The sequence below is a fragment of the Sphingosinicella rhizophila genome, assembly GCF_032378825.1.
Taxonomy (GTDB): Bacteria; Pseudomonadota; Alphaproteobacteria; order Sphingomonadales; family Sphingomonadaceae; genus Allosphingosinicella; species Allosphingosinicella rhizophila.
The window spans coordinates 27,910-53,737 of record NZ_JAVUPU010000010.1; the positions used below are offsets into that span (position 1 = coordinate 27,910).

At 62.9% G+C, this 25,828-nt stretch carries 18 protein-coding genes; 13 read left to right on the forward strand and 5 right to left on the reverse strand.

Annotated elements, in window-relative coordinates; translation table 11 throughout:
- Positions 1-207 precede the first annotated feature (207 nt).
- The 4 genes from RQX22_RS16605 (at position 208) to RQX22_RS16620 (ending at position 4,663) form a co-directional block, all read left to right on the forward strand.
- On the forward strand, positions 208-1,257 hold the full coding sequence (locus RQX22_RS16605) for an aspartate-semialdehyde dehydrogenase (protein ID WP_315728049.1): 1,050 nt from the start codon (positions 208-210) through the stop codon (positions 1,255-1,257).
- Between the two features lie 142 nt (positions 1,258-1,399).
- Complete coding sequence (locus RQX22_RS16610) at positions 1,400-2,638, forward strand: PQQ-dependent sugar dehydrogenase (RefSeq protein WP_315727917.1); 1,239 nt, start codon at positions 1,400-1,402, stop codon at positions 2,636-2,638.
- Between the two features lie 13 nt (positions 2,639-2,651).
- Positions 2,652-3,143, forward strand: coding sequence for a GNAT family N-acetyltransferase (locus tag RQX22_RS16615; RefSeq protein ID WP_315727919.1), 492 nt, complete (start codon positions 2,652-2,654; stop codon positions 3,141-3,143).
- The gene (locus RQX22_RS16620; RefSeq protein ID WP_315727921.1) at positions 3,140-4,663 is read left to right on the forward strand and encodes an ArnT family glycosyltransferase; all 1,524 of its coding nucleotides are present in this window, start codon (positions 3,140-3,142) and stop codon (positions 4,661-4,663) included. Before RQX22_RS16615 ends, RQX22_RS16620 begins: the two co-directional genes overlap by 4 nt.
- A 4-nt stretch (positions 4,664-4,667) precedes the next feature.
- Here the strand turns inward: RQX22_RS16620 and RQX22_RS16625 are convergent, their stop codons facing one another.
- From RQX22_RS16625 to RQX22_RS16635, 3 genes are all read right to left on the reverse strand, one after another.
- A complete protein-coding gene (locus RQX22_RS16625) occupies positions 4,668-4,799 on the reverse strand; it encodes a VENN motif pre-toxin domain-containing protein (protein WP_315727923.1) in 132 nt (43 codons plus the stop codon).
- Between the two features lie 115 nt (positions 4,800-4,914).
- Positions 4,915-5,064: a hypothetical protein gene (locus RQX22_RS16630; RefSeq protein ID WP_315727925.1), complete on the reverse strand. Its 150-nt coding sequence runs from the start codon at positions 5,062-5,064 to the stop codon at positions 4,915-4,917.
- Positions 5,065-5,077: 13 nt separating this feature from the next.
- Entirely contained in the window at positions 5,078-6,529 is a 1,452-nt protein-coding gene (locus RQX22_RS16635) for a M48 family metalloprotease (protein WP_315727927.1), read from the reverse strand.
- 586 nt (positions 6,530-7,115) lie between these two features.
- Here RQX22_RS16635 and RQX22_RS16640 point away from each other — a divergent pair.
- The 6 genes from RQX22_RS16640 to RQX22_RS16665 all read left to right on the forward strand — a co-directional run bounded on the left by RQX22_RS16640 (position 7,116) and on the right by RQX22_RS16665 (position 20,456).
- Entirely contained in the window at positions 7,116-9,236 is a 2,121-nt protein-coding gene (locus tag RQX22_RS16640; protein ID WP_315727929.1) for a TonB-dependent receptor, read from the forward strand.
- Between the two features lie 181 nt (positions 9,237-9,417).
- Positions 9,418-11,760, forward strand: a complete 2,343-nt coding sequence (locus tag RQX22_RS16645; protein WP_315727930.1) for a S9 family peptidase — start codon at positions 9,418-9,420, stop codon at positions 11,758-11,760.
- A 98-nt stretch (positions 11,761-11,858) separates the two neighbouring features.
- Positions 11,859-13,571 carry a gamma-glutamyltransferase gene (locus RQX22_RS16650; protein ID WP_458309545.1) on the forward strand — a complete coding sequence of 571 codons (1,713 nt, stop codon included), beginning with the start codon at positions 11,859-11,861 and terminating at the stop codon, positions 13,569-13,571.
- 343 nt (positions 13,572-13,914) lie between these two features.
- Positions 13,915-16,284 (forward strand): TonB-dependent receptor, encoded by a 2,370-nt coding sequence (locus RQX22_RS16655; RefSeq protein ID WP_315727934.1) that lies wholly within the window; start codon positions 13,915-13,917, stop codon positions 16,282-16,284.
- A 261-nt stretch (positions 16,285-16,545) separates the two neighbouring features.
- A complete protein-coding gene (locus tag RQX22_RS16660; protein ID WP_315727935.1) occupies positions 16,546-17,595 on the forward strand; it encodes a helix-turn-helix transcriptional regulator in 1,050 nt (349 codons plus the stop codon).
- Between the two features lie 476 nt (positions 17,596-18,071).
- Positions 18,072-20,456: a S9 family peptidase gene (locus tag RQX22_RS16665; RefSeq protein ID WP_315727937.1), complete on the forward strand. Its 2,385-nt coding sequence runs from the start codon at positions 18,072-18,074 to the stop codon at positions 20,454-20,456.
- A gap of 19 nt (positions 20,457-20,475) precedes the next feature.
- On the opposite strand, the gene RQX22_RS16670 is transcribed toward RQX22_RS16665, so the two are convergent.
- The gene (locus tag RQX22_RS16670) at positions 20,476-21,465 is read right to left on the reverse strand and encodes a dipeptidase (protein ID WP_315727939.1); all 990 of its coding nucleotides are present in this window, start codon (positions 21,463-21,465) and stop codon (positions 20,476-20,478) included.
- A 397-nt stretch (positions 21,466-21,862) separates the two neighbouring features.
- Here RQX22_RS16670 and RQX22_RS16675 point away from each other — a divergent pair, with 397 nt between their 5' ends.
- Positions 21,863-22,882, forward strand: a complete 1,020-nt coding sequence (locus tag RQX22_RS16675; protein ID WP_315727940.1) for an alpha/beta hydrolase — start codon at positions 21,863-21,865, stop codon at positions 22,880-22,882.
- 97 nt (positions 22,883-22,979) lie between these two features.
- Here RQX22_RS16675 and RQX22_RS16680 read toward each other — a convergent pair whose 3' ends face one another.
- Complete coding sequence (locus RQX22_RS16680) at positions 22,980-24,077, reverse strand: helix-turn-helix transcriptional regulator (RefSeq protein ID WP_315727942.1); 1,098 nt, start codon at positions 24,075-24,077, stop codon at positions 22,980-22,982.
- Positions 24,078-24,485: 408 nt separating this feature from the next.
- Between RQX22_RS16680 and RQX22_RS16685 the strand changes: the two genes are divergently transcribed.
- Both RQX22_RS16685 and RQX22_RS16690 read left to right on the forward strand, forming a co-directional pair.
- On the forward strand, positions 24,486-24,950 hold the full coding sequence (locus tag RQX22_RS16685) for an SRPBCC family protein (protein WP_315727943.1): 465 nt from the start codon (positions 24,486-24,488) through the stop codon (positions 24,948-24,950).
- A gap of 23 nt (positions 24,951-24,973) precedes the next feature.
- On the forward strand, positions 24,974-25,741 hold the full coding sequence (locus RQX22_RS16690) for an alpha/beta fold hydrolase (RefSeq protein WP_315727945.1): 768 nt from the start codon (positions 24,974-24,976) through the stop codon (positions 25,739-25,741).
- Positions 25,742-25,828: the final 87 nt, after the last annotated feature.

A 25,828-nucleotide genomic window follows, 5' to 3' on the forward strand; every position in this document is an offset into this window, starting at 1 on the left:
CGTTTACATCGGACCGCGGCGCCGATAGGAGGCCCGCCATGTCCAAGACGGCCACCATCACTATTACCCGCAAACCGACCCGCAGCAGCGGGGCGGTGTCGGGTAGGCGCATGGTTTAAGCGCGACCGGACAGAGCCCCGCTGAAGCGCGGGGCTCCGATCATCGAGATCTGCTCCGCGCTCCGCCACGATCAGGAGACGCATGAGCATGAGCAACGATCTTTCCCCTTCCCATAGACCCAATGTCGGCATCGTCGGCGCCACCGGCCTGGTCGGCGAGATGATGCGCGACCTGCTGGCCGAACGCGATTTCCCGCTGTCCTCGCTGCGCCTCTTCGCCTCGGCGCGATCGGCCGGTAAATCCATCGCGTGGAACGGCCGCGAGATCGTTGTCGAGGATGCGGCGACGGCCGATTATGCGGGGCTCGACATCGTCTTCTTCTCGGCCGGCGGATCCACCTCGCGGGAATTGGCGCCGAAGGTCGCCGCAGCAGGTGCGGTCGTAATCGACAACAGCTCGGCCTGGCGCTCCGACCCGCAGGTCCCCTTGGTCGTCGCCGAGGTCAATGCGCATGCGCTGCGCGACCTTCCCAGGGGCATCGTCGCCAATCCCAACTGCACGACGATGGCGGCCATGCCGGTGCTGAAGCCCTTGCACGACCAGGCCGGTCTCAAGCGGCTGGTGGTGAGCACCTATCAGGCCGTGTCGGGCGGCGGCGTGGCCGGTGTCCGCGAACTCGAGGACCAGATCAGCGCGGCGAAGGACGGATCGGCCGCTCTTGCGCGCGACGGCGAGGCGCTGGATTTTCCGGCGCCGGTCAAATGGGCCGTGCCGATCGCCTTCAACGTGGTGCCGCTCAATTATGAAGTCGTCGAGGACGGCTATACCGAGGAGGAGGTCAAGCTCCGCGACGAAAGCCGGAAGATATTGGAGATTGCGGACCTGCCCGTTTCCGGCACCTGCGTGCGCGTGCCGGTTTATTCCGGCCATTCCCTGTCCATCAATGCCGAATTCGACCGCGCCCTGCCGGCAGCGCAGGCAATGGAAATCCTGGCGCAGGCGCCGGGGGTGGAGCTGACGGAGGTGCCCAACCCGCTGGAGGCGACCGGCCGGGACCCGGTCTTCGTCGGCCGCGTCCGCGCCGATCCGACCGTCGAACATGGGCTCGCCTTGTTCCTCAGCAGCGACAATCTCCGCAAGGGCGCTGCGCTCAACGCCGTGCAGATCGCAGAGGAGCTGGTGCGGCAGCGCGCATGAGGGCTTGAAGGCTGACGTGGAGTGCCTGGCGGGCGACCGGGAAAGCGTCCGTTTTTCCCATTGACGGGAAGGCGTGCTTGCCGGATCGATCGCCCTGCACGCCGTATCCGGCGCATCCGTCTGTCCCCTGCAAGGAGCTTCCATGGCCCGTCATAAAGCTGCGCTTGTCGCTGTGACCCTTTTCCTCGCCGCATGCGGGAAGCAGGCCGAGGAGCCCCCCAGGCCCGTCCCCGCCAGGTCGACGCCGTCGGAAACCGCGGAACGTGAAGCCAAGACGCTCGCGCCCGCTTTCCCGGGGCAGACGCGGGCGCCGACCCTCCACTTCGCCGATGTCGCCTTCACGGTCGAGGAGGTGGCGACCGGCCTGGATTCTCCCTGGGCAATGGAATTCCTTCCGGATGGCCGGATGCTGGTGACGGAAAAGAATAAAGGCTTCCGCTTCGTCAGTCCCGACGGCAAGATCTCGGAGCCCGGAAAGGGCGCGCTTGCTCTCGACACCGAAGCCCAGGGCGGGCTGCTCGACGTTGCGCTGGATCCGGACTTCGCGTCCAACCGGCTCATCTACTGGACCTTCGCGGAGCCGCGGCAGGGGGGTAGCGGCACGGCGTTGGCGCGAGGGCGTCTGTCCGTCGGGGAGCGTCCCGATCTCACCGGTGTCGAAGTGATCTTCCGGCAGATGCCGACCATCGAATCCCCGGGCCATTACGGATCGCGCATCGCCTTTGCCCCGGACGGATCGATGTTCGTGACCTTGGGCGATCGTTACGTGCTGCCGGGGCGGATGCAGGCACAGGATCCGAGCAGTCATTTCGGCAAGCTCATCCATATCAACCGCGACGGCTCCATCCCGGCCGGCAATCCCTTCGTCGGCAAGGACGGCGCGCGATCCGAAATCTGGAGTTCCGGCCACCGCAATGTGCAGGGCATCGCCTTCCGGCCCGGCACCGACCAGCTCTGGACCGTCGAACATGGGCCGCGCGGCGGCGATGAGTTCAACCTGATCGAGAAGGGAGCCGATTATGGCTGGCCGACGATCACCTATGGGATCGAATATGACGGCAAAACCATCGGCGAAGGCATTTCCGCCAAGGAAGGGATGAAGCAGCCGGTCTATTATTGGGATCCGGTAATCGCGCCATCCAGTCTGCTCTTCTACGATGGCGACATGTTCCCGGCGTGGAAGGGCAGCGCCTTCTTCGGCGGCCTGGCCAGCACCAAGCTGGTCCGGCTGACGCTGAAGGGGAATAAGGTGGTCGGCGAGGAATGGCTCCTCGCCGATCGGGAACAACGCATCCGCGACGTCCGGCAAGGCCCGGAAGGAGCGATTTATCTCCTCACCGACGAGGGCAAGATCTTGAAGGTCGCCGCTGCGGGGAAGTGATGGAAAGGCCGGCATGAGGATGGACCCGTTCACAATCCGATGGGCCGGCCCCGCCGATCATGAGGCGCTGGGCGAGGTCGTGTTCGACGCCGTGCGGAACGGACGCAGCTTCTACGACGAAGCGCAGCGAAAGGCATGGGCCGCGGCGCCCCCCAAGGGCGAGGCATGGGACGCGCGGCTCGGCGCGCAAGAGATCGTCGCGGTCGAGGCTCCGGGGCGCATCGTCGGCTTCATGAGCCTGGCCGGGCATGGCTATGTCGATTTCGCCTATATCCGGCCCGAAGCGCAGGGAAGCGGCCTGTTCGCGCGGATGCTGGCAATGATCGAGGGTCGGGCCAGGGCCAAGGGCGAGACCCGGCTTTGGGTCCATGCCAGCCTGATGGCGGAGCCCGCCTTTGCCGCCCATGGCTTCGCGCTGGTGCTGCGCGAGCGGGTGACGATCGGCGATCAGCTTCTGGACCGCTGCGAGATGGAGAAATATCTCGATCCTCCGGGCGTCGGATGATCCTGTCGCGCCGGCCGGACGGCCGCGCCTCGGCGCCCGTCCTGGAACTGGCTGGCGCGCTGATTCTGGTCGTGCTGGTCCTGTCGCTGCGTCCGACGGGCTTCGGCGGCGGCGGCGTGGACGACCAGCGATATTTCGACGCCGCTTCGGCCTGGAGCGGGCAGGGGCCAGGCGCGGCCGACAGCCATTGGACGCTGCGCTGGCCGTTCGTCGCGCCGCTTGCCGGCCTGTTCAGCGTCGCGGGTTCCTCCATTCCGGTGGCCTTGCTGCTGCCATGGGTCGCGGCGCTCGCAATTTGCGCCATTTCGTTCCTCGCCGCGCGTCGCCTGTTCGGACGGCGCGTCGCCTGGCTTTGGCTCGGCTTCTTCGCGAGCCTGCCCTTGTTCAACCGGCTGGGGACGAGCTTGTTTCCCGAAATGCTGGAATTGCTGTTCGCCGCCTCATCGCTCTGGTGCTTCTTCATCGGCCGCGATTCCGAACGCCCGCAACCCTGGTTTCTGGCCGCCGGCGTGACGGCGGCCTTGGCGATTCTCACCCGCGAGACTTCGGCTTGGCTGATCCTGGTCTTTGCCGTCTTTCTGCTGTGGAGGCCGGGGGCGAAGCGAGTCTCCTATCTGTGGATCCTCTGCCCCGCTCTTGCCTTGCTGGCGGGGGAACTCGTCTGGTTTCAGGCGGTCGCCGGCGACCCCTTGCATCGCATTCGGCTCGACCTGGGCCATATCAAGGTCCCCAGTACGCAGATGGCCGGCGGGATGAGCGCGGAAAGCAGTGCCGTCCTCAATCCGGCGGTCGGCGCTTCCTGGCGGCCGCAAGGCCTGTTCGACCTGCATTGGGCGCTCAATCCGTGGCTCAACCTGCTGGCGGATCCGAAATTCGGGTTGTTGCCGCTCGCGACGCCCGTCTTGGCCTGGTTCGCATGGCGCGACGGCAACGATTTGGCGCCGGAAGAGCGTAAAGTGCTCCTGGCCCTGGCCCTCATCGCCCTATCGGCCTTCGGCTTCGTCACCTATGTGCTGATGCTGTCCCAGGACCAGCGATATTATCTGCCGGTGCTGTTCGCCTGCGCGATGGCAGCGGCGCTGCTGGCCGACCGCGCGCTGGGAACGTCTCGGAAGTGGGCCGCCGGCATCGTGACCGCGGCGACGATCGCCACCAGCCTCTTCCTCGTCCTGCACCTCAATCGCTATGATGATCATGCCCGCCTCGCGCTCCCGATCCTGCGCGAGCTCCGCCAGCCGGTACATGTTCCGGCGGATGCGTTGGCGAAACTCAACCAGCCGCTGCTGGACGCCCGCCTTTCAGGAAGGGTCGCGAGCGCGCCGGCTCCGCCCGGCGCGCTCGCCATGTCGTTCGATATCGGCCTTCGCTGTACCGATCCGTTGCCGGCGGGCACGATTTTTTGCACCGAGACGCAGCCCACGCCGCTTATCCGAGCTGGCCGATGGGCCGCGCCGGGTTGGAGAATGCCGTTCGCCTTCGGTCAATCGATCGAACGGATGGTGCTGGCCCGGTCGCCCTGACGTGTCAGTTAATCGCGTTCTCGGTCGCATTGGCGGCCGACTGGACATCTTCGCCCGCGCCCTTGACCGTGTTGCAGGCGGCGAGCGCGATCGCGCTCGACATTACAATGATCGTCATGAGTTCCTTGATCTTCATCGGACGTCTCCTTGGCTAGAGCCTGTGATCGACCGAATGATCGTCGCCCGTTTCCGTTCCATGAAGATCGATGCAGCTGCGCCATGCGGGCGGGCGGGCGATCCGGGAGCGATGGCTAGTCCTTGCTTCCCTTCGCAAGGCCTATCGCGAGGCCAAGGGCAATGCCGATGCCGATTCCCATGGCGATATTGTCGAGTGCGATCCCGATGGCGACGCCCAGGGCGATGCCGACAGCCAGGAATCGCGTGTCGAGCTTGGACTTCATCGGATACGCCTCCTCATCGGGCTGAATAGGCGACGATCTTCAGGCGCTCGCCCGGCTTGACCGGATCGTCCTCGGCGCGGCCGTTGAGCATCAGGAAGCGGGCAAGCTTGTTCTCGCTGGCCATGCGGGCCGCGAGGCTCCGAACGGTGTCGCCGGGGCCGGCGCGGACGATGTTGATGAAACGGGGGCGAAGCGACCGGGCCTCGGTTTCGGAAAGGATGCGGAAGGAACGGAACAAGGCATCGGTCGCTGCGGCGGGCGGCGTCGAAGGACCGGAAATGAGGATGAAATGATAGGCATGGCCGTCGCCCGCATCATAGATGGCGAGTGAAAGGGCGACCGGGCCGTCCGGCGTCTGCACCATGACCGGCAGGAACAGGGTCGGCAGTCCATTGACGGTCGAATATCGGGGCTCGCCGGGATCGGCTGCGGTCTCCTTGAGCAATTGGCTCAACACCCTGTCAGCATAAGCGGGAAGCCCGCCTGGTGGAATTGGCCCCCCGGCAAACTCTCCCCGCAGCCCGTCCGGCCCTTCGATCAATATCGCCTGCGGGCTGTTGGTGAGGGTGAAGCCCGGCGGTGCCTCGAACGCGATCCGCATTTCGGGATGGGCGAAGCGGCGGCCGATGACGAAGCCTTGGGCAGGATCGTCACCGTAAAGGAGCCCGTCCAGCTCCTTCAGGTAAGCGGCCTCATTTTCCGGTAGTTCGTCTTCGGCGACGCCGGTTTTCCGGGCTTCGTCGCGGGCCCGCTCGATCCGGTTCTGCGTCAGCGGATGGGTGCGGCCCCATTCGGGGATGGAACGGGCCTCGTCCTGCCCGCGCGTGCGTGCCAGGAATTCCTCCTGCCGCCCGATCGCATTCAGCATGTCGCTGGCCGCATAAGGATCATAGCCGGCCTCGATCAGATAGGAGAGGCCGCGATCGTCGGCCTCATATTCGCTCTTTCGGGAATAACGCAGCGTGAAATAGGTGGCGGCTTCGCCGGCGATGCGGGTCAGCCGATCGGAACCGGTGAGAATGCCCACGGCGAGCACCCCGAGCCCGCGCCAGATCGATCTGTTCTGCTGCCGCTGGACGTGACGGCCGGTGATGTGCCCGATCTCATGGGCGAGTACGGACGCCAGCTCGGCCTCCGAATTGACGATACTCATCAGCCCGCGGGTGACATAGATGAAGCAGCCCGGCACGGCGAAGGCGTTGACGACGTCGCTGTTGACGAGGGTGAAGGTGCACTGCCCATCGAGACCGGCCGCATCTGCCATCTTGCCGCCCAGCCGCGCGACATAAGCGGATTCCTCCGCCTGATAGGGGCCACCGAATTCGGCGAGCAGCTGCGGATGCTGTTCGGCCCCGAACGCGCGGTCCGCCTCCGACACGATCGGCCCTTGATCATCGCCCGCAGCATCGCAGCCGGCGAGCAGCAGGGCGAGGGCAGGGACGAGGAGGGAAAGGGGGCTACGCATGGACCTGTAATGATTGATGGGGACCCTCGGTTTCCCGTGCAAGGGCGATCGCCCGTCCGCGCTGCAATTCCGGGCAAGGTTCGGACCTTGATCCGCCTTCGACGCAAGCAGGATGCCGGCCTCTTAGCGCCGGGCAGGAAGCCAATATAGATTACGACGTTGCCAACCCTTTCAGACTTCGGAAGAACAATGCGGCCTCCACCGAAACAGTATGCCGAGTGTCCAAACCGGCGAGCAAGACGATCAGTGAAGATGTCCTGGCTGTGGACCTTCGTCGCCAGCTCATGTGAACGCCCCGTTGCTGGCCGCTGATACCCCGAACAGACGCTTAGTTTCGCGTTTCGCCAAATTGCTTTCGAGTGTGTCCGAACAGCCATCTTCTCGATTGACCGGCCCCGCGTGGCAGCCTCATTCCTGAGGCACTGGGCTGCGAGCCGGCGAACAATTTCATTCAAGCACGCATGCCCCGTCGAGAATCCGGGGCTTGTTCCCGGCCTTGCCGCGTCAGGGCGACCACGCAATCCGGCGCTTCCGGTCCCGATCGGTGGCCCGTGAAAGACGAAGAAGTCGAAAGAGGAGTAAGAGAATGACGGGGGCAAAATTCTGGTTGGCGGGTGTCGCTTTCCTGCCGGGCATCGTTCATGCGCAGACTGTGGAGAATGTCCGGGAGCCGGTCGGACCGGACAACGACATCGTCGTCACCGCACAGCGCTACGAGCAGCGGCTCCAGGACGTGCCGATCTCCATTACTGCGGTCACGGACGAGGAGATACAGGCGCGTAACGCGAAACTGCTCGCCGACCTGCAATATGCGGTCCCCGGCTTATCGATGTTCGGTTACGGCGTCGGCGCGAGCTATACGCAGCTGCGCGGCGTCTCGAATATCAGCGGCGCCGCCACGGTCGGCATCTATTATGACGAGACCCCGTTCACGCTGTCTTCGGTCGGCCTCGATCCCAGCGCCAAACTGCTGGACATGGAACGCGTGGAGGTGTTGCGCGGGCCCCAGGCGACGCTCTACGGCGAGGGCTCCATGGGAGGCACCATTCGCTACATCCCGGAGGCGCCGCAGCTTGATCGCATCGGCGGCTGGGCCGAAGGCCAATGGTCGGATACCAAGGACGGCGCCAACAATTATGTGCTGGAGGGTGCGGTCAACCTGCCCATCGTCACCGATAAGATTGGCGTGAGGATCGCCGCCAGTTACGAGCGCGTCGGTGGCTGGATCGACAGTGTCACAACGGGCGAAAGAGACATCAACTCCGCGGACCTCTATACGGTGCGCGGAACGCTGCGGCTGAAGCCGACCGATCGCCTGGATGTCTCGCTGCTCGGCCTGTACCAGAAATCGGCTCAAGACAATCAGAACTTCGGCGTCGATCAAACGACTATGGCGGCGCTCGAAACGCCCCTTCGCGATCGTACGATCTTCATCCAGGCCAAGGCCAGCTACGATTTCGATTTCGCGACCCTGACGGGCATCGCCGGCTATATCGATCGGGACAATTCCAACACGCTCGATATCACATCGCTTTATGGTCCGTTCCTGCCTTTGCTCGGCATACCGCCCGGATTCATAACCGCCATCGGCCTCGAAACCGTCTCCGAGTTCAAAGTCTATAATGGTGAATTGCGCCTCGCTTCGCAGGGCGATGGGAGATTGCGCTGGGCTCTGGGCGCGACCTTCCGCAATTTGGAGCAGACCACGACACAAAGCTCGACGACGGCGCCCAACAGCTTGCCCTTCGTCCTGCTTCTTGCCGGAGGGCCGCTCGAGAACAAATCCCATGCCGTATATGCCGAGCTTGGCTACAAGATCGTGCCCAACCTCACAGCGACGGTGGGCGCGCGCTATTATAGCGAGCACAAGACGCAGCGCATCGAAAGCAGCAATCTGGGCGCCACGTCGCTCGATATCGGTGACGGAAAGTTTCATTCGTTCAATCCGCGCGTCAACCTCAGCTACGAATTTTCGCGCGAGGCGATGATTTACGCGAACGTCGCCAAGGGCTTCCGAAGCGGCGGCTTCAACCTGACCTCGGCCGGCGGCGGCGTGATCCCCGTTCCGCCGACCTACGAACCTGACGAAATCTGGACCTACGAAGCAGGCGGCAAGCTCGCTTTGGCCCGCAACAGGCTCGTCCTCGATGCAAGCGTCTATCGCAGCATCTGGTCGGACGTGCAGGCCGTTACCACCGCACCGGGCAGCGCATTGGTCTATATCACCAATTCGGGCCGGGTGACGGGGTGGGGCGTCGACTTCTCGGCGACCGCACGACCTGTCAGGGCGCTGACTCTCAGCGGCACGTTCGGTTGGAACAATCTGGCATATACGACGACCACCGCCGACAAGTTCGAGGGCGATCCGGTCGATGGCGCGGCACGCCTTTCCTATTCGGCATCCCTCGATTATCGGCCGATGCTCACCCAGGCCATGACCGGTATCTTCCGGATCGACTTCCAGCATGCGGGGCGCGGCCAGATCACTGTCCGCAACTATGTGCCGGCGCTTATCCGCGAGCGGCCGGAGCGTGATCTCCTCAATGTCCGCGCCGGGGTTGGTTTCGGACCAGTCGAGCTGACGGTCTTCGCCAACAATCTGTTCAACGAAAAAGCGCCGATCCTTATCGGTCCGTACGGCGCGATCGCCGAGAATATCGAGCAGCGCCCGCGAACCATCGGCATCAGCGCCAGTACCAGGTTCTGACGCCTCGCTTCGGATCGGCAGCGACCGACGTGCGACAGGCGGCACGATCGGTCCACCGGTCTCGATGCATCACGCTGCCGGCGGATTTCCGCTGAAGCCGTCAGGGTTGCCGAAGGAGATTGTCGAACCTTGAGACAGCACATTTTTTCGTATGGACAATCTGGAAATGAAAGCGGCCGACATGTCAGCGCGGTGCGAAATGGATGAGGAAATCGCCGCTCGCTACCAAGCGGCCGAAGCCCTGCTCGACGTGAAGCTCGCGCCGCTGGTGCTCAATGAGAGCGTGCATCCGCATTGGGTGGGGCCGCGCACATTCTGGTATCGGCGTCAGCGGCCGGACGGCGCCGAATATGTCCTGGTGGCCCAAGGCTCGTCATGTCCCGCCTTCGATCATACTGCAGCCGCTGTGGCGTTGCGCGCCGTCACCGGCACCGAATTGGACCGATGGGCGCTTGTCGTCGATGAGATCACGCCCGATGGCGATGTCGTGCTGATTGCGAACAATCGTCGCTGGCAATTCGCAGGAGGAACGGTCGTCGATCTCGGCCCGCTCGAGGTGCCGCAGCCTGAGCTGCTGCTTTCGCCTGACAAGAGCCGCGCGCTGGTGGCGCACGATCACAATCTATATCTGCGCACCCTGAAAAATGGCGATGAGCGCCAGCTGACCGATGATGGGGCGCCAGACTTCGCCTGGGGGAAATATCCCGATTCCGGGCTGCTCGCCGTGGTGCGCCAACGCAGTGGATTGCGCTTTCCCCCGTTCGGGTGGTCATGGTCGCCGGACGGCGCCTTCATCGTCGGCGGTCGCGTCGACGAGCGGCATATCGAGCCATATTCGTTCCTGGAGTCGGTCCCCCAGGACGGCAGCTTCAGGCCCAAGGCCTACCAGGTCCGGCAGCCTCTTACAGGCGAACCGAACGCGACGTTCAGCGCATGCGCCATCGAGGCGGCGACCGGCCGGCAGATTCCGTTCAATCTTCCTGCCGAGCTGATGTCGGAGCTTTCCCTTGTCGAGCCGGTTGCATGGTCGGCCGACAATCGGCGGCTGTTTTTCGCCGCGGCGCTTCATGGGCCTCAGGAAGCCCGGCTGATGGAGGTCGACGTGACCACTGGTGCCGTCGATACGATCATCGCCGAACGGGTCGACGGATTCATCAATCTCGGCTGCGAATTATACGCGAATCCGAATGTCCGGATCCTCGGCGGTGGCCGGGAGGCGATCTGGTATTCGCAGCGGAGCGGCTACGGCCACCTCTATCGCTACGACCTTGCGACTGGCCGCATGGTCAATCCGGTCACATCGGGGGACTGGGTCGTTCGGGATATCCTCAAGATCGATGAAAGGATCGGACGGATATTCTTCACGGCATCGGGCCGGGAAGGCGGGGATCCCTATCTCCGGCGCGTCTATCGGGTAGATCTGGACGGAACCGATCTGACCCTGCTGACACCGGAGGAGGCGGACCATAGTCTGAACGGCGCGCCCTCCACCATGATCGCGCTCCTTTTCGGCATATCGGCCCCACCTGCAATGGTATCGTCGGACAGCACTATGTTCATCGACACCTATTCGACCGTGTCGACGCCCAGCATCTCGGTTCTGCGCTCGACGGAGGATGGCTCGATCGTGCGGACGCTGGAGTCCGCGGATGCCAGCGCCCTGTTCGCCACCGGCTGGCGTGCTCCGGAGCCATTTGTCGCCAAGGCGGCCGACGGCATCACCGATCTTCACGGTGTCATATACCGGCCGCATCAACCCGAACGCGATCCCGCGCCCGTGATCGAGGCGATATATGGCGGGCCCCAGATGACGGTGACGCCCCGGAACTTTGCGGCGGCGCGTCGGCCGCTGGCCGGCTATGGCCGCGCGGCCTTTGCCGCACTCGGATTTGCGGTGGTCGTCGTCGACGGCCGCGGCACGCCCCTCCGCTCAAAACCGTTCCACGATGCCGGTTACCGCGCCTTCGCGGATATCTGTCTCGACGATCATGTGGCGGTGCTGCGCCAGCTTTGCGAAAGGGATGCGACCCTGGATGGGGAGCGCATCGGCATCTATGGGCACAGCTTTGGCGGTTACGTCTCCGCGCGCGCCATCCTGCGCCATCCCGACGTCTACAAGGTGGCCGTCTCGATGGCCGGCATTCACAACTTTCACGCCATCTACCGCAGCATATCCAACATCACGGCAGCACCCGATTATGGCGATGGTTCGACCAGCAAGCCCGATCGTCGGGCAATCCCCGACAATTATCGGGCGCTTGATAATGCTCTTCTGGCTGAAAACCTGCGCGGTAAATTGCTGCTGGTCTATGGCGACATGGACGAGAATGCCTATCCGGCCATGACACTTCAATTCTGCGATGCTCTCAACCGCGCCAATCGCAGTTACGACCTGCTCTATCTTCCCAATCGCATGCATGGCTTTACCGCCGAGCCCTATCTCGTGCGCAGGATTTGGGACTATTTCCTCGAGCACCTGATGGGCGAAAATCCGCCGACTAATTATGCGATAGGTGAAGGATGACCGAAAGGGCCCGCTACATTGTCAATTCCGGCCCCAAGTCCCCGGTAAAAGGGCTGAAAGCGGCGGTCACAACCGACAACGCCATCGTCACCGAAACGATGGTGAAGATTTTGAAGGCGGGCGGGAACGCGGCTGATGCCGTCACTGCCGGCGCCATGGTGCAGGCGGCCGTCGAGCCGTTCATGACCAACCATGCCGGCCTCGTCACAATGCTCTATTATGAAGCGAAGACGGGCGCGATCCATCAGCTCGACAGTGTCGGGGGCCATGCATCCGGCTTGCCGCCATTCAAGCCGGTGCCGCCGGGCATGGGACCCTATGCATCGTTGCCGCCCTCCGCGATCATCCCGGGATTCATGCCGGGTCTGAAGGCCATTCACGGCCGGTTCGGCACGAGGCCGTGGACCGAGCTTTGCGAGGATGCCGTGCATTGGGCAGAAACGGGCCACGCCGTTTCTTCCTTCGAATATGGCATGAATATATTCGCCGAGAAATTCATCACCTATTTCCCCGAAGGCCGGGACTTCTATCAGCCGGGCGGCCATTTCCCCAATGTCGGGGATATTTTCACTCCGCCGGGCATGGCCGCTACGCTGCGCGGCGTGCGCGACGAGGGTCCGGATCATATGATCACCGGCCAGTGGGCGGAGGCCTTCGTCGCCAAGGGCAACGCGCTCGGTTGGAAGGTCACGATGGACCATATGACCGAGACCCCGCCGCGCTGGGTCGAACCGCTCCGCTTCGGATATAACGAATATGAGCTGGTCTTCCTCGGTCCGCCCCAGGCGCAGGGCTTCTTCTCGGCAGTGACGCTTGGCATATTGAAGCATCTCGGCATCCGCGACATGGAGCCCGGCTCGGCCGAATATTTCTGGGCCATGGGGAATGCGCTGCGGCACGGGGCGCGTCATTGGGAATATGCCCATGACGACCAATTTTTCGACGTGCCGCGCGACGCTGTGCTCGACGATTTCTATCATGCGCATCTTGCGAAACTCATCCGCGGTTCCCGCCCCAAGGTCGATCTCAGCGACCATGTCCGGCTTTCGGGCGACAGCGCTTCGAGCAGCGCCGATTATCTGTCGCAGTTCGGAGGGTCCGGCGGCAAGCCGCGGCTTGCGAAACATCAGGAAAAGCAACCCACCGGGAGTTGCGAAATCGCAGTGGTCGATGCCGAAGGAAATTGGTGCCAGTTCATGGATACGCTCCAGGCCTCCGGGATTCCCGGTCAGGTGGTGGGCGGCATTCCCATGGTGGGCAGTCATGCCACCTTCGGCCATCTCCACAGCTCGATGGATGCCACGCTGATGAAGGGAGCCAAGCAGCGATCGGTCATCGGCAACACTTTGGTGCTGAAGGATGGCAAGCCGGTCTTCTCGGCGGGCTCGCCCGGCAATATCCATTGTACCCTGCCGCAGGTGCTGGCCTATCTGCTCGATTTCAAGCTCGACCCTTATGCCGCCGTCGATGCGCCGCGCATGCTGCCGATGACCGAGGACCGCAGGGTGATCGTCGAGGATCGGCTGAAAGTCGGCGTTGTGGAGGACCTGCACAAGCTCGGCGTGCGTGTCGGGGTGGTCAGCGGATACGACTGGCACATGGGCGGGTTCGCGGTGATCGCTCGTGACGAAGCCAGCGGGACTTTGACCGCCCTCGCCGACCCGCGCCGATGCGGCGTNGGACCGCAGGGTGATCGTCGAGGATCGGCTGAAAGTCGGCGTTGTGGAGGACCTGCACAAGCTCGGCGTGCGTGTCGGGGTGGTCAGCGGATACGACTGGCACATGGGCGGGTTCGCGGTGATCGCTCGTGACGAAGCCAGCGGGACTTTGACCGCCCTCGCCGACCCGCGCCGATGCGGCGTGGCCGACGGGATCGCCGCGTAGAAGGCGCGTCACGGCGCGTTCGGGCCCGTGCGGTTTTCCGCGCACAAAGGCAGCTCGGCTAAGCTCCCGAGCCGCGGCGAGCGCAGCCATGCCGTTGGCGATCTGGGTAGCGGAGAGATTCATCACTTCCGCTCTGCAGGCGTTTTGGCGGAGCTCGAAAGCCTTAGGCGACGCTCGAAAGCGGTTGCAGCCTATATTCCTGCCACAATTCTGTCCGGCGTCTACCAGCTTAGAAAGGCCCTGACGCGCGGATCATTGGCAGGGGGAAATATGAGAACCGATATATTGATCGAGCGAAATGGCCGGGATTCGCTGGCCGTGCGAACCAAGATGATTTGTCATGCGTCGGCAAGCCTTTTCGCGCTCTGTCTCGCGTCGACGGGCGCGGAGGCTCAATCGGGATCATTAGCGTCGGTCCAGCCGCAGGCGCAGGCAGACGCACAGACCCAGGACCAGCTGGCGACTGCGGCGTCGGATGAGGCGCGTGATTCCAACTCGGGCGAGATCGTGGTGACGGCGAGCAAGCGCGGCGAGAAGCTGCGCGACGTGCCATCGGCGATCACTGTGCTTGATGGCGATGAACTCGCAAACCTGGGAGTGCAGTCGGTCCGAGATTATGCGACGCTTACGCCGGGCCTGACGATAGCGGATGAAGGCACGCCGGGCTCTGGAAAGGTCTTCATCCGCGGCATGAACACCGGTGCTCTCCAGCAATCTGCGACAACAGTCTACTATCTGGACGACGTGCCGTTCACTCCAAGCTCGGCCAACGGTGGGGGGGCTTTTGTCGCGCCGGACCCCGAACTGGTTGACCTCGACCGGATCGAAGTGCTGAAGGGCCCGCAGGGCACTCTCTACGGTGCTTCCAGCCTCGGCGGTGTCATTCGCCTGATCTCGAAACGGCCCGACCCATCGGGCTTTTCAGGCAATGCGCGGGCGGAGCTTACGACGATCGATGGCGGTGGCACCGGCTATTCGCTCAGCACGTCTCTCAACGTCCCTCTGGTCACCGATCGGCTCGCTGTGCGCCTGACCGGCTTCTACCGCCACGCGCCAGGCTATGTCGACAATGTCGGCACCGGTACCAGGAACGTCAACGAGAGCATCTCCCAGGGCGCCCGCTTGGCGATCGGCTGGACGCCGAGCGATCGGCTGACCATCGACGTCGTCGGCATGATCCAGGACACCGACACCAAGGGCCTTGCCCTGGAACATGATTTGCCCGGCACGTTCACGCCCCTTTACGGCGCGCGCAAATATAGCAACTTCTTCGATGCCCCGGCCACCGTCCGTTACCGGCTGGCTTCAGTCACCGGCAAATATGACGTCGGGGTGGGCCAAGTGATCGCGACTGCAGCCTATCTCAAGACCGAATTGCATACCGAGGCCGATTTCACGACCTCATATGCGCCTCTCATTCCGCTGTTCACGTTGCTCGGCTACCCTTATCCGGCGAATACCGGCTTCGCTTATGAGAGCACAATTCCCCAGAAGAAGAAGACTGCGGAGTTGCGATTCGTATCCAATCGGCTTGGGCCGGTCGAGTTCATCGTCGGCGGCTTCTACACTCACGAAAACGTGTCGCTTTCGACCGATATCGTTGCCCGCGACATGGCTACGAACAGCCTGCTGCCTGGGCCCTTGGGCTCCTTTATCTCGTCTCCAATCGAGGATAGATATGAAGAAATCTCCGCCTTTGGAAACTTGACCTTCTACCTGACCGACAATCTCGACATCACCGGAGGATTACGGTTCGCGCACTATAAGGAAGACTTTTCGCTCTCTTATAGCGGCGTATATTATGACGCATTTCTTGGTGGTCCGCAGCAGATCCCCAGTCTCAACGCCAGCGAGGACAATCTTACGTATCTGGCAACGCTGCGGTGGCGGCCGACCAGCACCCTCAGCGCCTTCTTGCGTGCGGCGAGCAGTTTTCGACCCGGCGGGCCACAGCCTTCTTCGCTCCCGCCGCCCGGTGCGCAGACCCAGATCAACCCCGACACCGTCTGGAATTATGAGGCCGGGATCAAGGCCGACTTCCTGGACAGGAAATTGAGTATTCAGGCTTCAGTCTATCATATCGATTGGAAGGATATTCAGCTCTATACCATTTTCGCAAATCAGATCGTGCTGGCCAATGCCGGCGCCGCCAAGGTGGACGGTTTCGAACTCCAGGCGGTGGCACGGCCAACGCGACTGCTCTCCATCGGCGGCAATGTCGGTTACACCCATGCGCGTATCACCGAGATCGATCCCGGTGTGAGCGCCTATGTCGGCGCGTTCGCGGGCGATCCAATGCCGCGGACCCCCCGCTGGACGGGTTCTGCCACCGTCGACCAGATCATACCGATTGGTGATGACCTGGAGGGGCAATTGGGTGCGACGGCGCGGCTGCAATCGCACACCTTCACCTCCTATCCGAGCAGTGTCACCAGTCCTAACGTGCGGCTACCGGGGATCACCACCTTCGATCTGCGCGCGAGTGTCCGATACCAGCGCTATCAGCTCCAGGTTCGAGCCGAAAATCTCTTCAACGAGAAAGGGATAATCAGCTATAATCCCGGTGGCGGCACGGTGCCGGCATCGGCATCCTTGATCCGGCCGCGCAGCTTTACCTTGTCACTAAGTGCGGCCTTCTAAACCCTGCGTCCGGTTGGCCGCCGTTCGATCGGAGTGGGCCTGTCCGTTGCGCTTGAGCGGCCGACAGGCCCATAATCCTTTCGCCATTCGATGATTGCGGCAGGTGACGAAATCCAGCGCGCCAAGAGAGGCAAAAGATGCGATAGAGATCTGGTCTTGCGCCTTGCATGTTCGCGCCTTGACGCTGGCCGGATGGCGGGCGAAGGTCTCTAAAGGACGGTGCCCATGAACAGTCAGACTCGGATCGTTTCGAATGCGGTCTTGGCGCGGCGCTTCCCGCCGCCATTCGTCGACGCTGTGCGAATTTTCAAGCGCGACGCGATCCAGGATTATGCCATCGACTCTGCGGATGGCGCGGGCGACTTGCTGAACGGCCTCATGCCGCAGAGCGATCATGTTCCTTATTGCTGGCGCAGTGGGATTCTGGGAAGCGGTCGGTATGAGTTTTGCGGCCTGGCCGACGGCTTCTTCATCACATTCGGCGAATTGGAGGTCGACAGACCTCAATCCGTATATCTGTCTTTGCCGGATACGTTGAGAGTCTATGTTTCCAGCAATGGCGATGGCGAATATGTCTCGTCGCAAGGAGACCTGCTGAGTTTGCAGGCTCCGAACGCAGCCATAATGATAGATCCGGCCGGCGCACCCACCACCGAGGTAGGCTTTGTTGGACGGGTCCGATATGCGTGTGTCTATATTCACAGAGAAGCGCTGAAGACGCTCTACGCGGGTAACGACCATGAGCTGCCCGCTGAGCTCCAGACGTTCCTGCAAGGTGATTTGCAACGAACCATCGCACGCGCCTTGCCATTAAGTGGCGAGGTCCTGGGCTGTCTCGACGATGTGCACGCCTGTGCGCTGGAAGGCCATCGGCGCCAATTGTACCTCCAGTCGAAAGCCGTCGAAATCATCTGTCACGCGCTCGAGGCGCTCGAACATAGCGACAGCTTCGGGTCGGTGGAAGCGACACGGCGGACGGCGCGAGGGGTATTGAAGGCCCAACGTCTTATCGCGCAAAAGTTCGTAAAACCCCCATCCTTGGAAAGCCTCGCACATGAAGTGGGGCTGAGCCGGAGCAGGCTCTGTACGGGATTTCGTCAGATCCTCGGCCAGTCGGTATTCGATTACATCCAGGATCTTCGCATGCAGCAGGCGCTGACGATGCTGAACGCGTGCGAAATCTCGATTTCGCAGATCGCCTACGCCGTGGGCTACAATCGCGCCTCCAGTTTTTCGGTAGCGGTGCAGCGCTATTTTGGTGCGACACCGTCTGAACTCCGCCAACGTGGCATGCTTCCACCCGTTAAGTGATTAACGACATTGCCTGCTGCTGTTCTTCAGCGCCCCAGGCGCCAATGATATCGGAGCGTCGAAGCCAAACCCGCATCGACGAGTGATCCGCAAAAGCGGCTCTCGAGCGCTGCCGGCAATGTCACCCTGGCGGGTAACGTCCGAGCGTTCCCATGCGGATTTTCGAGTTCGGCCAATGACTTTCGACAGCGGCTGAAAGTCTCGGCCGATTCTTGATATGGGCGACAGTATCGGCTTTACCCTTGGACGAAGGAGAGGCCTTTAGCTCTTGGCTCACCCGTCAAGAGCCTCGCGATCCAGTGTCACGTGTTCGGCAAACACATCCGGACGCCGGCAACGGCACCGCCTGTCATCGGTCTTCACCTGGCCAGGAGGGGGAAGGAGCCGGCAGAGCTATCTGGTCTAATGATCTGGCCGATCGGGAGCGATGCCACTCGCGTGCTTGGCCGTGCAATCCGAGATTTGGAAGGGACCTGATGCCCACAGCCATCGCAACCACTATTGTTGGCCTCACTCTGGCGGGGAGCTCCACACCCACTACGGTTGAAATGTCGCAGCGCTATGCCCGCGCGACAGCGTCGACCGCTGCGGCGCTCGCCCCTCTGGTGCTCAATGCGAGCGTCAGCCCGCATTGGCTCGACGATGGCGGCTTCTGGTATCGGCGCGCGCTGGAAAGCGGGGGCGAATTCCGTGTCGTGCACGCGTCGGGTGCCAAAAGCATCGCATTCGACCATCCGCGTCTTGCTGCGTCGGCCTCCCGGGCGGCGACCGCGACCATTGGATCCTTGACGTTGAACGTGACCGGGCTGGAACCCGGGCGATCGGTCGAACTGACTGTGGACGGGAAGATCGTGCGCTGCACCCTGACGGACTATCGCTGCGCCGCGCCCGTCGTGCCCGAGGCCAAGAACCCGCGCCAGACCCTGTCGCCCGACGGCCGCAAGGCCGTATTCGTAAAGGACCACGACCTGTGGCTCAGGGATATCGGCAGCGGCCGCGTTAGCCCCCTGACCACCGACGGCGAAGCCTATTTCGCTTGGGGCAAGCTGCCGGACCTGTCGCTGCTCACCCTCGTCAACGAGCGTCACGCTTTGCCGCTTCCGCCCTGGGGCGCGAGCTGGTCGCCGGACGGCCGTTTCCTGGTGGCAAGCCGCATCGACGAACGGCCGATCAAGCCCTATCCCTTCTATGAGGGGGCACCGCAGGACGGCAGCTTCAGGCCGATCGCGCGGACCGTTCGCATCCACCTGCTGGGTGAGCCGGCGCCGGTGTTCAGCGGGATGGTGTTCGACACGGTCACCGGAAAGCGCGTGCCGATCGCGCTGCCCCAGGATTTCTCCAAGACCAATATGATCGACATCTTCGGCTGGTCCGCGGACGGCAAAAGCTTCTACGCGGTGCTGCCGGGTAAGGATCGCGACCTGGACCTGAAGGAGATCAACGCCGAGACAGGGGCGATCCGCACGCTCGTGACGGAGAGCGCCAAAGGCTTTCTCGGGCTGAACTCCGAAATGTACAACGCCCCCAATGTGCGCCAGATCAAAAGCGGCCGGGAGATCCTCTGGTATTCGCAGCGCAGCGGCTGGGGCCACCTCTACCGGTACGACCTCCGGACCGGAAAGCTGCTGAATGCGGTCACGCGCGGCGAGTGGCTGGTGCGCGACATCCTGCATGTCGACGAAGCCCGCCGCCGGATCGTCTTCACCGCATCTGGCCGCGAGGGTGGCGACCCCTATCGCCGCCGCGTCTATCGGGTGAATTTCGACGGCTCGGACCTGCTTCTGCTGACTCCCGAGGATGCGGATCACACTATCGCGGGCCAGGCGACCGGCGCTTTCGCTTTGTTCTTCGGGATCCCGAAAACCGCCTCGAAGGTCTCGCCGGACGGTGCCAGCTTCATCGATACCTGGTCGACACCCGATACGCCGCCGATAACGGTGCTGCGCCGCACCTCCGACGGCGGCGTCATCGCAAGATTGGAGAGCGCCGACATATCGGGCCTGACCGCCTTGGGCTGGCGGCCGCCGGAGCATCTCGTGGTGAAAGCCGCGGACGGCAAGACCGACCTCTACGGCGCGATCTGGTGGCCGGATGAGGCCATGGGCGACCGTGTGCCGGTGATCGACAATCTCTATGGTGGGCCGCAAAGCGCGATCGTCCCGCACGGTTTCACCGCCTCGGGCTGGAACGATTCCTTCGCGATGACCAAACTGGGCTTCGCCGTCGTCACCGTCGACGGACGCGGCACGCCTCTGCGCTCCCAAGCCTTCCAGGACGAGAGCTTCGTGAATTTCGGCGACACGATGGTTGCGGACCATGCCGCCGTCCTGGAGCAATTGACGGCGCGTTACCCGAGACTCGACAAGGACAAAGTGGGCGTCACCGGCCATAGCCTGGGCGGCTATGTCTCGACCCGCGCCATGCTGCAGCGCCCTGACCTGTTCAAGGTCGGCGTTTCGTCCGCCGGCTCGCAAATCTATGAGGCCTTGTACGGAACGTCGGGTGTCTTCCAGACGCCCGATTATGGGGACGGACGGGAGTTGAAGCCCCGGCCCGACGCGTCACCGGCAAATTATCGCGCGATGAGCAACGCACCCTTGGCGGCCAATCTGCGCGGACGGCTGCTGATCGGTCATGGCGAGCTGGACGAGAATGCGCTGCCGGGAACGACCCTGCAGTTCATCGATGCCCTCATCAAGGCGGGGCGCCGCTACGACCTCGTCTATCTCCCAAACGTGACCCACCGCTTCGGCTCCGGCGGCGATTACTTCACGCTTCGGCGCTGGGATTATTTCACCGAGCACCTGCTGGGTGTCGAGCCGCCGCTGCCACCTTACGATTCCACGAGCCCGCGCCGCTGAACCCGGTCGACGACCCGACTCAGCGCCAAACCTCCGCGCAGACGCGGAGCCAGTTGGATCCGAGGACCGCGAGCACATCCTCGTCCTTATAGCCAAGCGCCAGGAGGGCATCGACGATCTCGGGAAGCCGCTCAGGTCCGATCTGCTGGATGCCGCGCGTCGTGTAGCAGCTCTCCGGCCATTTGTCGGCACTTCGCTGAACGAGCTGTTCCAGGGCCGGCATGTCGAAGACATAGTCCAGGCCGAAGCCGACGTGGCCGGCGCCGACCAGTTGCACGACGTGGTCGATCTGTCGCACGAAGGCCTGCGTAGAGCTGTCGTTGCCGCCCAGGAAGATGCCGAGGCCAGTCAGCCCGAACACGCCGCCCGTAGCCGCAATCGCGCGGATCTGCTCGTCGGTGTAGCAGCGTGGATGATCGTTGAAGGTCTTGAGATTGCCGTGGCTGACGATCACCGGTGCGCTCGATGCCGCGATCGCGTCCATCGACGATCGGTAGCCGGTATGGGCAACATCGACGATCATGCCGACCCGGTTCATCTCGGCCACCAAGGCATGGCCGAAACGGCTGAGAGCGCCGTCGCCGAGTTCATGGCAGCCGTCAGCGACGAAGTTTTTCTGATTATAAGCCATCAACATGTGGCGGATGCCAAGCTTGTAATAGAGACCGACAAGCGCAAGGTCGCGCTCCACCGGTCGTGATCCCTGGAAATGCAAACCCAGCGCGATCCTGCCCTGCTGCCTCGCGCGCAGGATGTCGTCTACCGTCTCGATCAGGATGCAATCGTCACGCGCCTCGATCGCGCGCCGTTCGGCGGCGATCGTCCGTATCGTCGCCGTCATATCCTCGTCATCGGTCGTGATCGTAAGCGACACAAAGGCCCAGCCGGCTGCGCGGTAACGGCCCGGCATCGCTTCACGCAGGCTTTGATCGCCGGGTTCGCCCGACCAGGGCAACGTCATGTCGCACGGCATTGCCTCGGCGATGAGCCGACTGGTCCTGACATCCATCGAGTGATCCTTTCACCGGGTTGAAGCCGACGTCTCCCCGCCACCGATATGGTCCGTGGGCTGATTCTTCGGGCGGTCGAGGAGACACAGCTGGCGTCATGTGCATAATCAGCGCCGCTTTCGAGCGTCGCCCAAAGGCTTTCGAGCTCCGCCACAAACGACGAGCACCGCTTCGACACGATCGGCGATCGCTTGACCCGCGCTGGAATTCGCCTCGAATGATCCATGCCGACGAGGGATTGGGCCGCGCGCGAAAGCCTTCCGGCACCGATCGAAAGCGACCGGCGCTATGGTTTACGCAAATTCGACTTGTCCCTCGCGAATCTGCGGTCCCGACCCAATTGCCGCCGTGTCCGAGATTTTTTGCCCTTGGGGGCGGCAGAGAGAAAGAAATTGCATGGACATTGATAGACGCGCGGCACTGACTGCATTGGCGGTTTCCGCCGCAACCGCAACGACGTCTGCCCTCGCTACCATTGGTTCGACGACGATGGCGGGGACCGGCATACGCGTCGATCCTTCTCAGCCGGCGCCAGTCCGCTCACCGTTGGTGCGCCCTGATGCCGAGCAGTGGGACATGAAGTCAAAATTCACTGGCCGGGTCTACCGCATCCTTGTGGCCAAGCCGCCGGCTGCGGCGCCGAGGCCTCCGGGAGGGTATCCGGTGATTTATCTGAACGATGCTGACTTCGATTTTCACACCGCCGCCGACGCGCTGATGGTGCAAAGCATCGCTTTGGAAGTGAAGCCCGCTTATGTCGTCGGCGTCGGCTACGGCAAAGGTTGGGAGACGGCCTCGCGCACACGCATGGCCGACTTGCTTCCTTCCCCTCCTGATCCCGCCACCCTTGCCGCCTTCGAGACCTCACCATTGACCAAGGGCGCGACCTACGCCCAAGCCGACCTCTTCCATCAATTTCTTACCGAAGAACTGCGACCGCAGATCGAAGCAGCTTACCCGGTCGACCGCCATGACTCCATCTTATGGGGCCATTCCTTTGGCGGCCTCTTCGCGCTGCACATCCTGTTCAACTATCCCGAGGCTTATCGGACCTATCTGGTCAACAGCCCATCGATCAATTGGAACAATGGCTCGATTCTGAAGGACGAGGTCAATCTCGTGGCACAGCTCGCGGCTGGCAAGGTCGCGCCGCGCGTCTTGTTGACGGCGGGGGAGTTCGAGGAGAAGCTGGCCGACCATGTAACGATACCCTCAGGCGCGACGCGTGAGCAAATGCAGGCGATGCTGACCGCCTTCGGCATGATCACGCATGCGGTTGGCTTGGCCGACCGGCTGAAAGCCGCAAAGGCCCCCGCTGGAACTCAAGTCGAGGCTATCGTCTTCGACGGCGAAACGCACCTGAGCGTCATCCCTGGGGCAATCAGCCGCGGTCTTCGCTTTGCGCTGCCTGTCTGAGCGGAGTGCATCCAGCCTCGCCTTTCCCTTATTGAGAGATGGATTCGGGACGCAGTCGAGATATGAATAGCGAGTGCCTAGTTGCGCCGCGCAGCGGCTAGTTAACTGGCGAGGTGCAACGCCGCCGCAGTTCCGTCGGCGTGGCGCCGAAATGACGCTGCACGGCGACCGAGAAGCTGGACGCGCGATTATAGCCGACCGCATAGGCGATTTGTGAAATCGAGGCGTCTCGCTCGCTCAGCATCGCCAGCGCCTGCTGCATCCGCAGGTCCTGCGTATAATCGAATACCGACTGACCCAGGATCTGGCGGAAGCCGGCGCACAGCCCGCTGCGGCTCAGGCCGACCTCATGGGCGAGATTCTCCAGCGACGGGGGGGCAGCGAAATTCTCCGCGAGCAGGCGCTGGGCCTTCATCACGCCCCGCGCCGTCAGCATCGTGGCTTCGGCGGAACCGAAGCCTTCCGCATGTTCCAGCGCCTCGATCGCCTGGCACAATATCTCGACAGCTTTCGACTGGAGGAAGAGACGCCGGCGCAGTCCCTCCAGCGGGCAGGCGTGCACATCCTCCAGACAGCGCAGCAAGGCGGCCCTCAAGGGGAGACTCCGCGCGAGCGTGCGTTGCAATCCGCCCTCCAGGAAGAGCTGGAGAATATCGGGCAGTTCGTGTTCACCGCCCGCATAGAGAGTCTTGAGGGCCTCGCGATGGATGGACAGGCCAATGTACCGGTTACAGCCGGCAAAGGTCGCTTCGACCGCCGCTTCGCCGGCAGGTGTGATGAAGATCGACGTATTTGCTGCTTCCAGGCTCAGGATGTCGCCTTCCGGGAAGACATATTCGCTATCGCCATTGCTGGCCACATGCACCTGCAGCGAATCCGAATAGGACATGTAGAGCGATAGGGGTGCGGCGAGGTTCACATCGCCGAACACGATGAAGAAGCCGTCCGACAAACCGCAAAACTCATATTGCCCAGCTCCATAATGTCCGATCGACTGCAGTCGATAATGGCGGTTGTCGCTGAGCGGCATGAAAGCTTCGACCAAATCGCGCCGTTCATCCGACTGGTGGATGACCTGATCCTCCAGCGTGTAAGGCATGACCAACGTCGCGGCATCCTTGGCCGGAGCCGGGTAGCGTCGACCCGGCACCGGGCGCGAAAGGGATTGCGACTGAGGGTGGGAGCATGTCGTCATATCGGAATGCTGCGCATGGCCGCCGTCTTCCGTCAAGGCGGCGGCAGGGCGCCCCGCTCGCGGATGCCCGGCTGTTGGAGGCAGTGCCATGTTCCTTCTCGCGCTCGTCACCTTCACCCTGAAGCCCTCCGATCGATCAAGCGGCCGAGCGATTCCGGCAACATGTCCGAACGCAATTTGGCGATGTTCGAAAGCGGTTTGGCGACATTCGAAAGCGCCGTCGTCTAGCACCTGAGGTCCGGGAAGCTTCGGCGGCACGACGGAGGCGCCGGGGTGGGGGACGTGGGGATAGGCTCGGTAGCTGTCTGCATGGCCGATTTCACGGGGTTTGCCGCAGCGATACTCCGTGACCAGCCGAAGGAGCGGATCCCATCCTCAATACCGCCATGAAAGGACAATAGACGCATCATGACTGCGCAGATCACCTTGGAGATACAGGCCGAAGCGAGCGGACATGTCACCGCACGGCGGGAGCAAGTCTGGGAAGCGGTGGCGGATCTGGTCCACAGGCCGAACCTGACATCCTGCGAGATCCTCTCGGGCGCATGGCCCGCGGAAACCGCGCGTGCGCGCGTCGCGATGAACAGGGACACCTTCGAGATGGCCCGCACCGAAACCGTCATAAGATGCGTTCCCGAGAAGCAATTGCTGGTGAAAATCGAGGCGCCGGAATGGGGATCGACCGCATGGCTCGATCACCGGATCGAGGGCGATGGCGATGGATGCCGTCTCACCATAAGCGCGATCGCTGTCGCGGTCTTTCCGGAGGGTGCTGGACCGGCATCGAGAGAGGAATATGCGGCGATGACTCTGAAGGGGCTGGAGGACGCGGTGGCGGAATATCGGAAGCGCATCGAAGCGAAGCGGATGTGAGCAAGACGGCGCGGGAGGAAGCCATGAAAAGCCTGACAGCGGCCGACGGAACAGAGATCTGGTTCGCCACCCATGGCGATCCGCTCCGTCCGGCGCTATTTCTGGGGCCGCATTTCTACGCCTCCTTCGGGCGCACGGACGGGGACGATACGGATAAGTGGATCGATGGATTGAAGGAGGATTTCTTCCTGATCGTCGCCGACTATCCGCGCGGGTTCGGACGTACCGGCAATCCCCTCGGGATGGATTTCACGCCCGGCATCGCGGCCGCCGAATATGAGCGCATAGCCGAGGCGGCCGGCGTCGAGCGCTTTGGCTGGGTCGGCTACAGCTATGGCGGCGCGATCGGCGTTCAGGTGGCGTGCCGAAGCGATCGCGTGTCGGCGCTCGCAGTCGGAGGATTTCCGCCACTCGACGCGCCCTACCAGGACATGGTCGATATCACGACCAGGATGGCGACGGCCATGGAGGCCGCGGGGGGCGTGGATCCAAAGCTGCTCTGGTCCTCCGTCGGTTTCTACTCACCACTCCCGCAATGGCCGGAGGACGAGGAGATGGCGAAACTTGAGATACCGCGCATGGCGTTCATGGGGACGGAGGATATCGGCGTTCCGCTCCACGGCGTGGACCTCCCCCTTGCAGCCATATTGCGCGAGGCCGAACCGGCGATGAAGAGGATGGGCTGGCAGGTCGCGTGGCTCGAAGGCCAGGATCATGTCACCACGATAGAGGCGGCAGTGTCGCTGCCGGCGGTGCGCGACTTCTTCCGCAAATCGCTGCTGTCCAACTGAACGGGCGACCTGTTCATCTTCTGGAAATCCGGGAGATGGTGTTTCCGTCACAGCGAAGTGACGCGGAAAGGAAGCCAAGCAGCGGCA

What these genes read in the sequence shown, in the direction of transcription:
- RQX22_RS16605 (WP_315728049.1), top strand. Translation starts at nt 208, where the DNA reads ATGAGCAACGATCTTTCCCCTTCCCATAGACCCAATGTCGGCATCGTC.
- RQX22_RS16610 (WP_315727917.1), top strand. Translation starts at nt 1,400, where the DNA reads ATGGCCCGTCATAAAGCTGCGCTTGTCGCTGTGACCCTTTTCCTCGCC.
- RQX22_RS16615 (WP_315727919.1), top strand. Translation starts at nt 2,652, where the DNA reads ATGAGGATGGACCCGTTCACAATCCGATGGGCCGGCCCCGCCGATCAT.
- RQX22_RS16620 (WP_315727921.1), top strand. Translation starts at nt 3,140, where the DNA reads ATGATCCTGTCGCGCCGGCCGGACGGCCGCGCCTCGGCGCCCGTCCTG.
- RQX22_RS16625 (WP_315727923.1), bottom strand. Translation starts at nt 4,799, where the DNA reads ATGAAGATCAAGGAACTCATGACGATCATTGTAATGTCGAGCGCGATC.
- RQX22_RS16630 (WP_315727925.1), bottom strand. Translation starts at nt 5,064, where the DNA reads ATGAAGTCCAAGCTCGACACGCGATTCCTGGCTGTCGGCATCGCCCTG.
- RQX22_RS16635 (WP_315727927.1), bottom strand. Translation starts at nt 6,529, where the DNA reads ATGCGTAGCCCCCTTTCCCTCCTCGTCCCTGCCCTCGCCCTGCTGCTC.
- RQX22_RS16640 (WP_315727929.1), top strand. Translation starts at nt 7,116, where the DNA reads ATGACGGGGGCAAAATTCTGGTTGGCGGGTGTCGCTTTCCTGCCGGGC.
- RQX22_RS16645 (WP_315727930.1), top strand. Translation starts at nt 9,418, where the DNA reads ATGTCAGCGCGGTGCGAAATGGATGAGGAAATCGCCGCTCGCTACCAA.
- RQX22_RS16655 (WP_315727934.1), top strand. Translation starts at nt 13,915, where the DNA reads ATGAGAACCGATATATTGATCGAGCGAAATGGCCGGGATTCGCTGGCC.
- RQX22_RS16665 (WP_315727937.1), top strand. Translation starts at nt 18,072, where the DNA reads ATGCCCACAGCCATCGCAACCACTATTGTTGGCCTCACTCTGGCGGGG.
- RQX22_RS16670 (WP_315727939.1), bottom strand. Translation starts at nt 21,465, where the DNA reads ATGGATGTCAGGACCAGTCGGCTCATCGCCGAGGCAATGCCGTGCGAC.
- RQX22_RS16675 (WP_315727940.1), top strand. Translation starts at nt 21,863, where the DNA reads ATGGACATTGATAGACGCGCGGCACTGACTGCATTGGCGGTTTCCGCC.
- RQX22_RS16680 (WP_315727942.1), bottom strand. Translation starts at nt 24,077, where the DNA reads ATGACGACATGCTCCCACCCTCAGTCGCAATCCCTTTCGCGCCCGGTG.
- RQX22_RS16685 (WP_315727943.1), top strand. Translation starts at nt 24,486, where the DNA reads ATGACTGCGCAGATCACCTTGGAGATACAGGCCGAAGCGAGCGGACAT.
- RQX22_RS16690 (WP_315727945.1), top strand. Translation starts at nt 24,974, where the DNA reads ATGAAAAGCCTGACAGCGGCCGACGGAACAGAGATCTGGTTCGCCACC.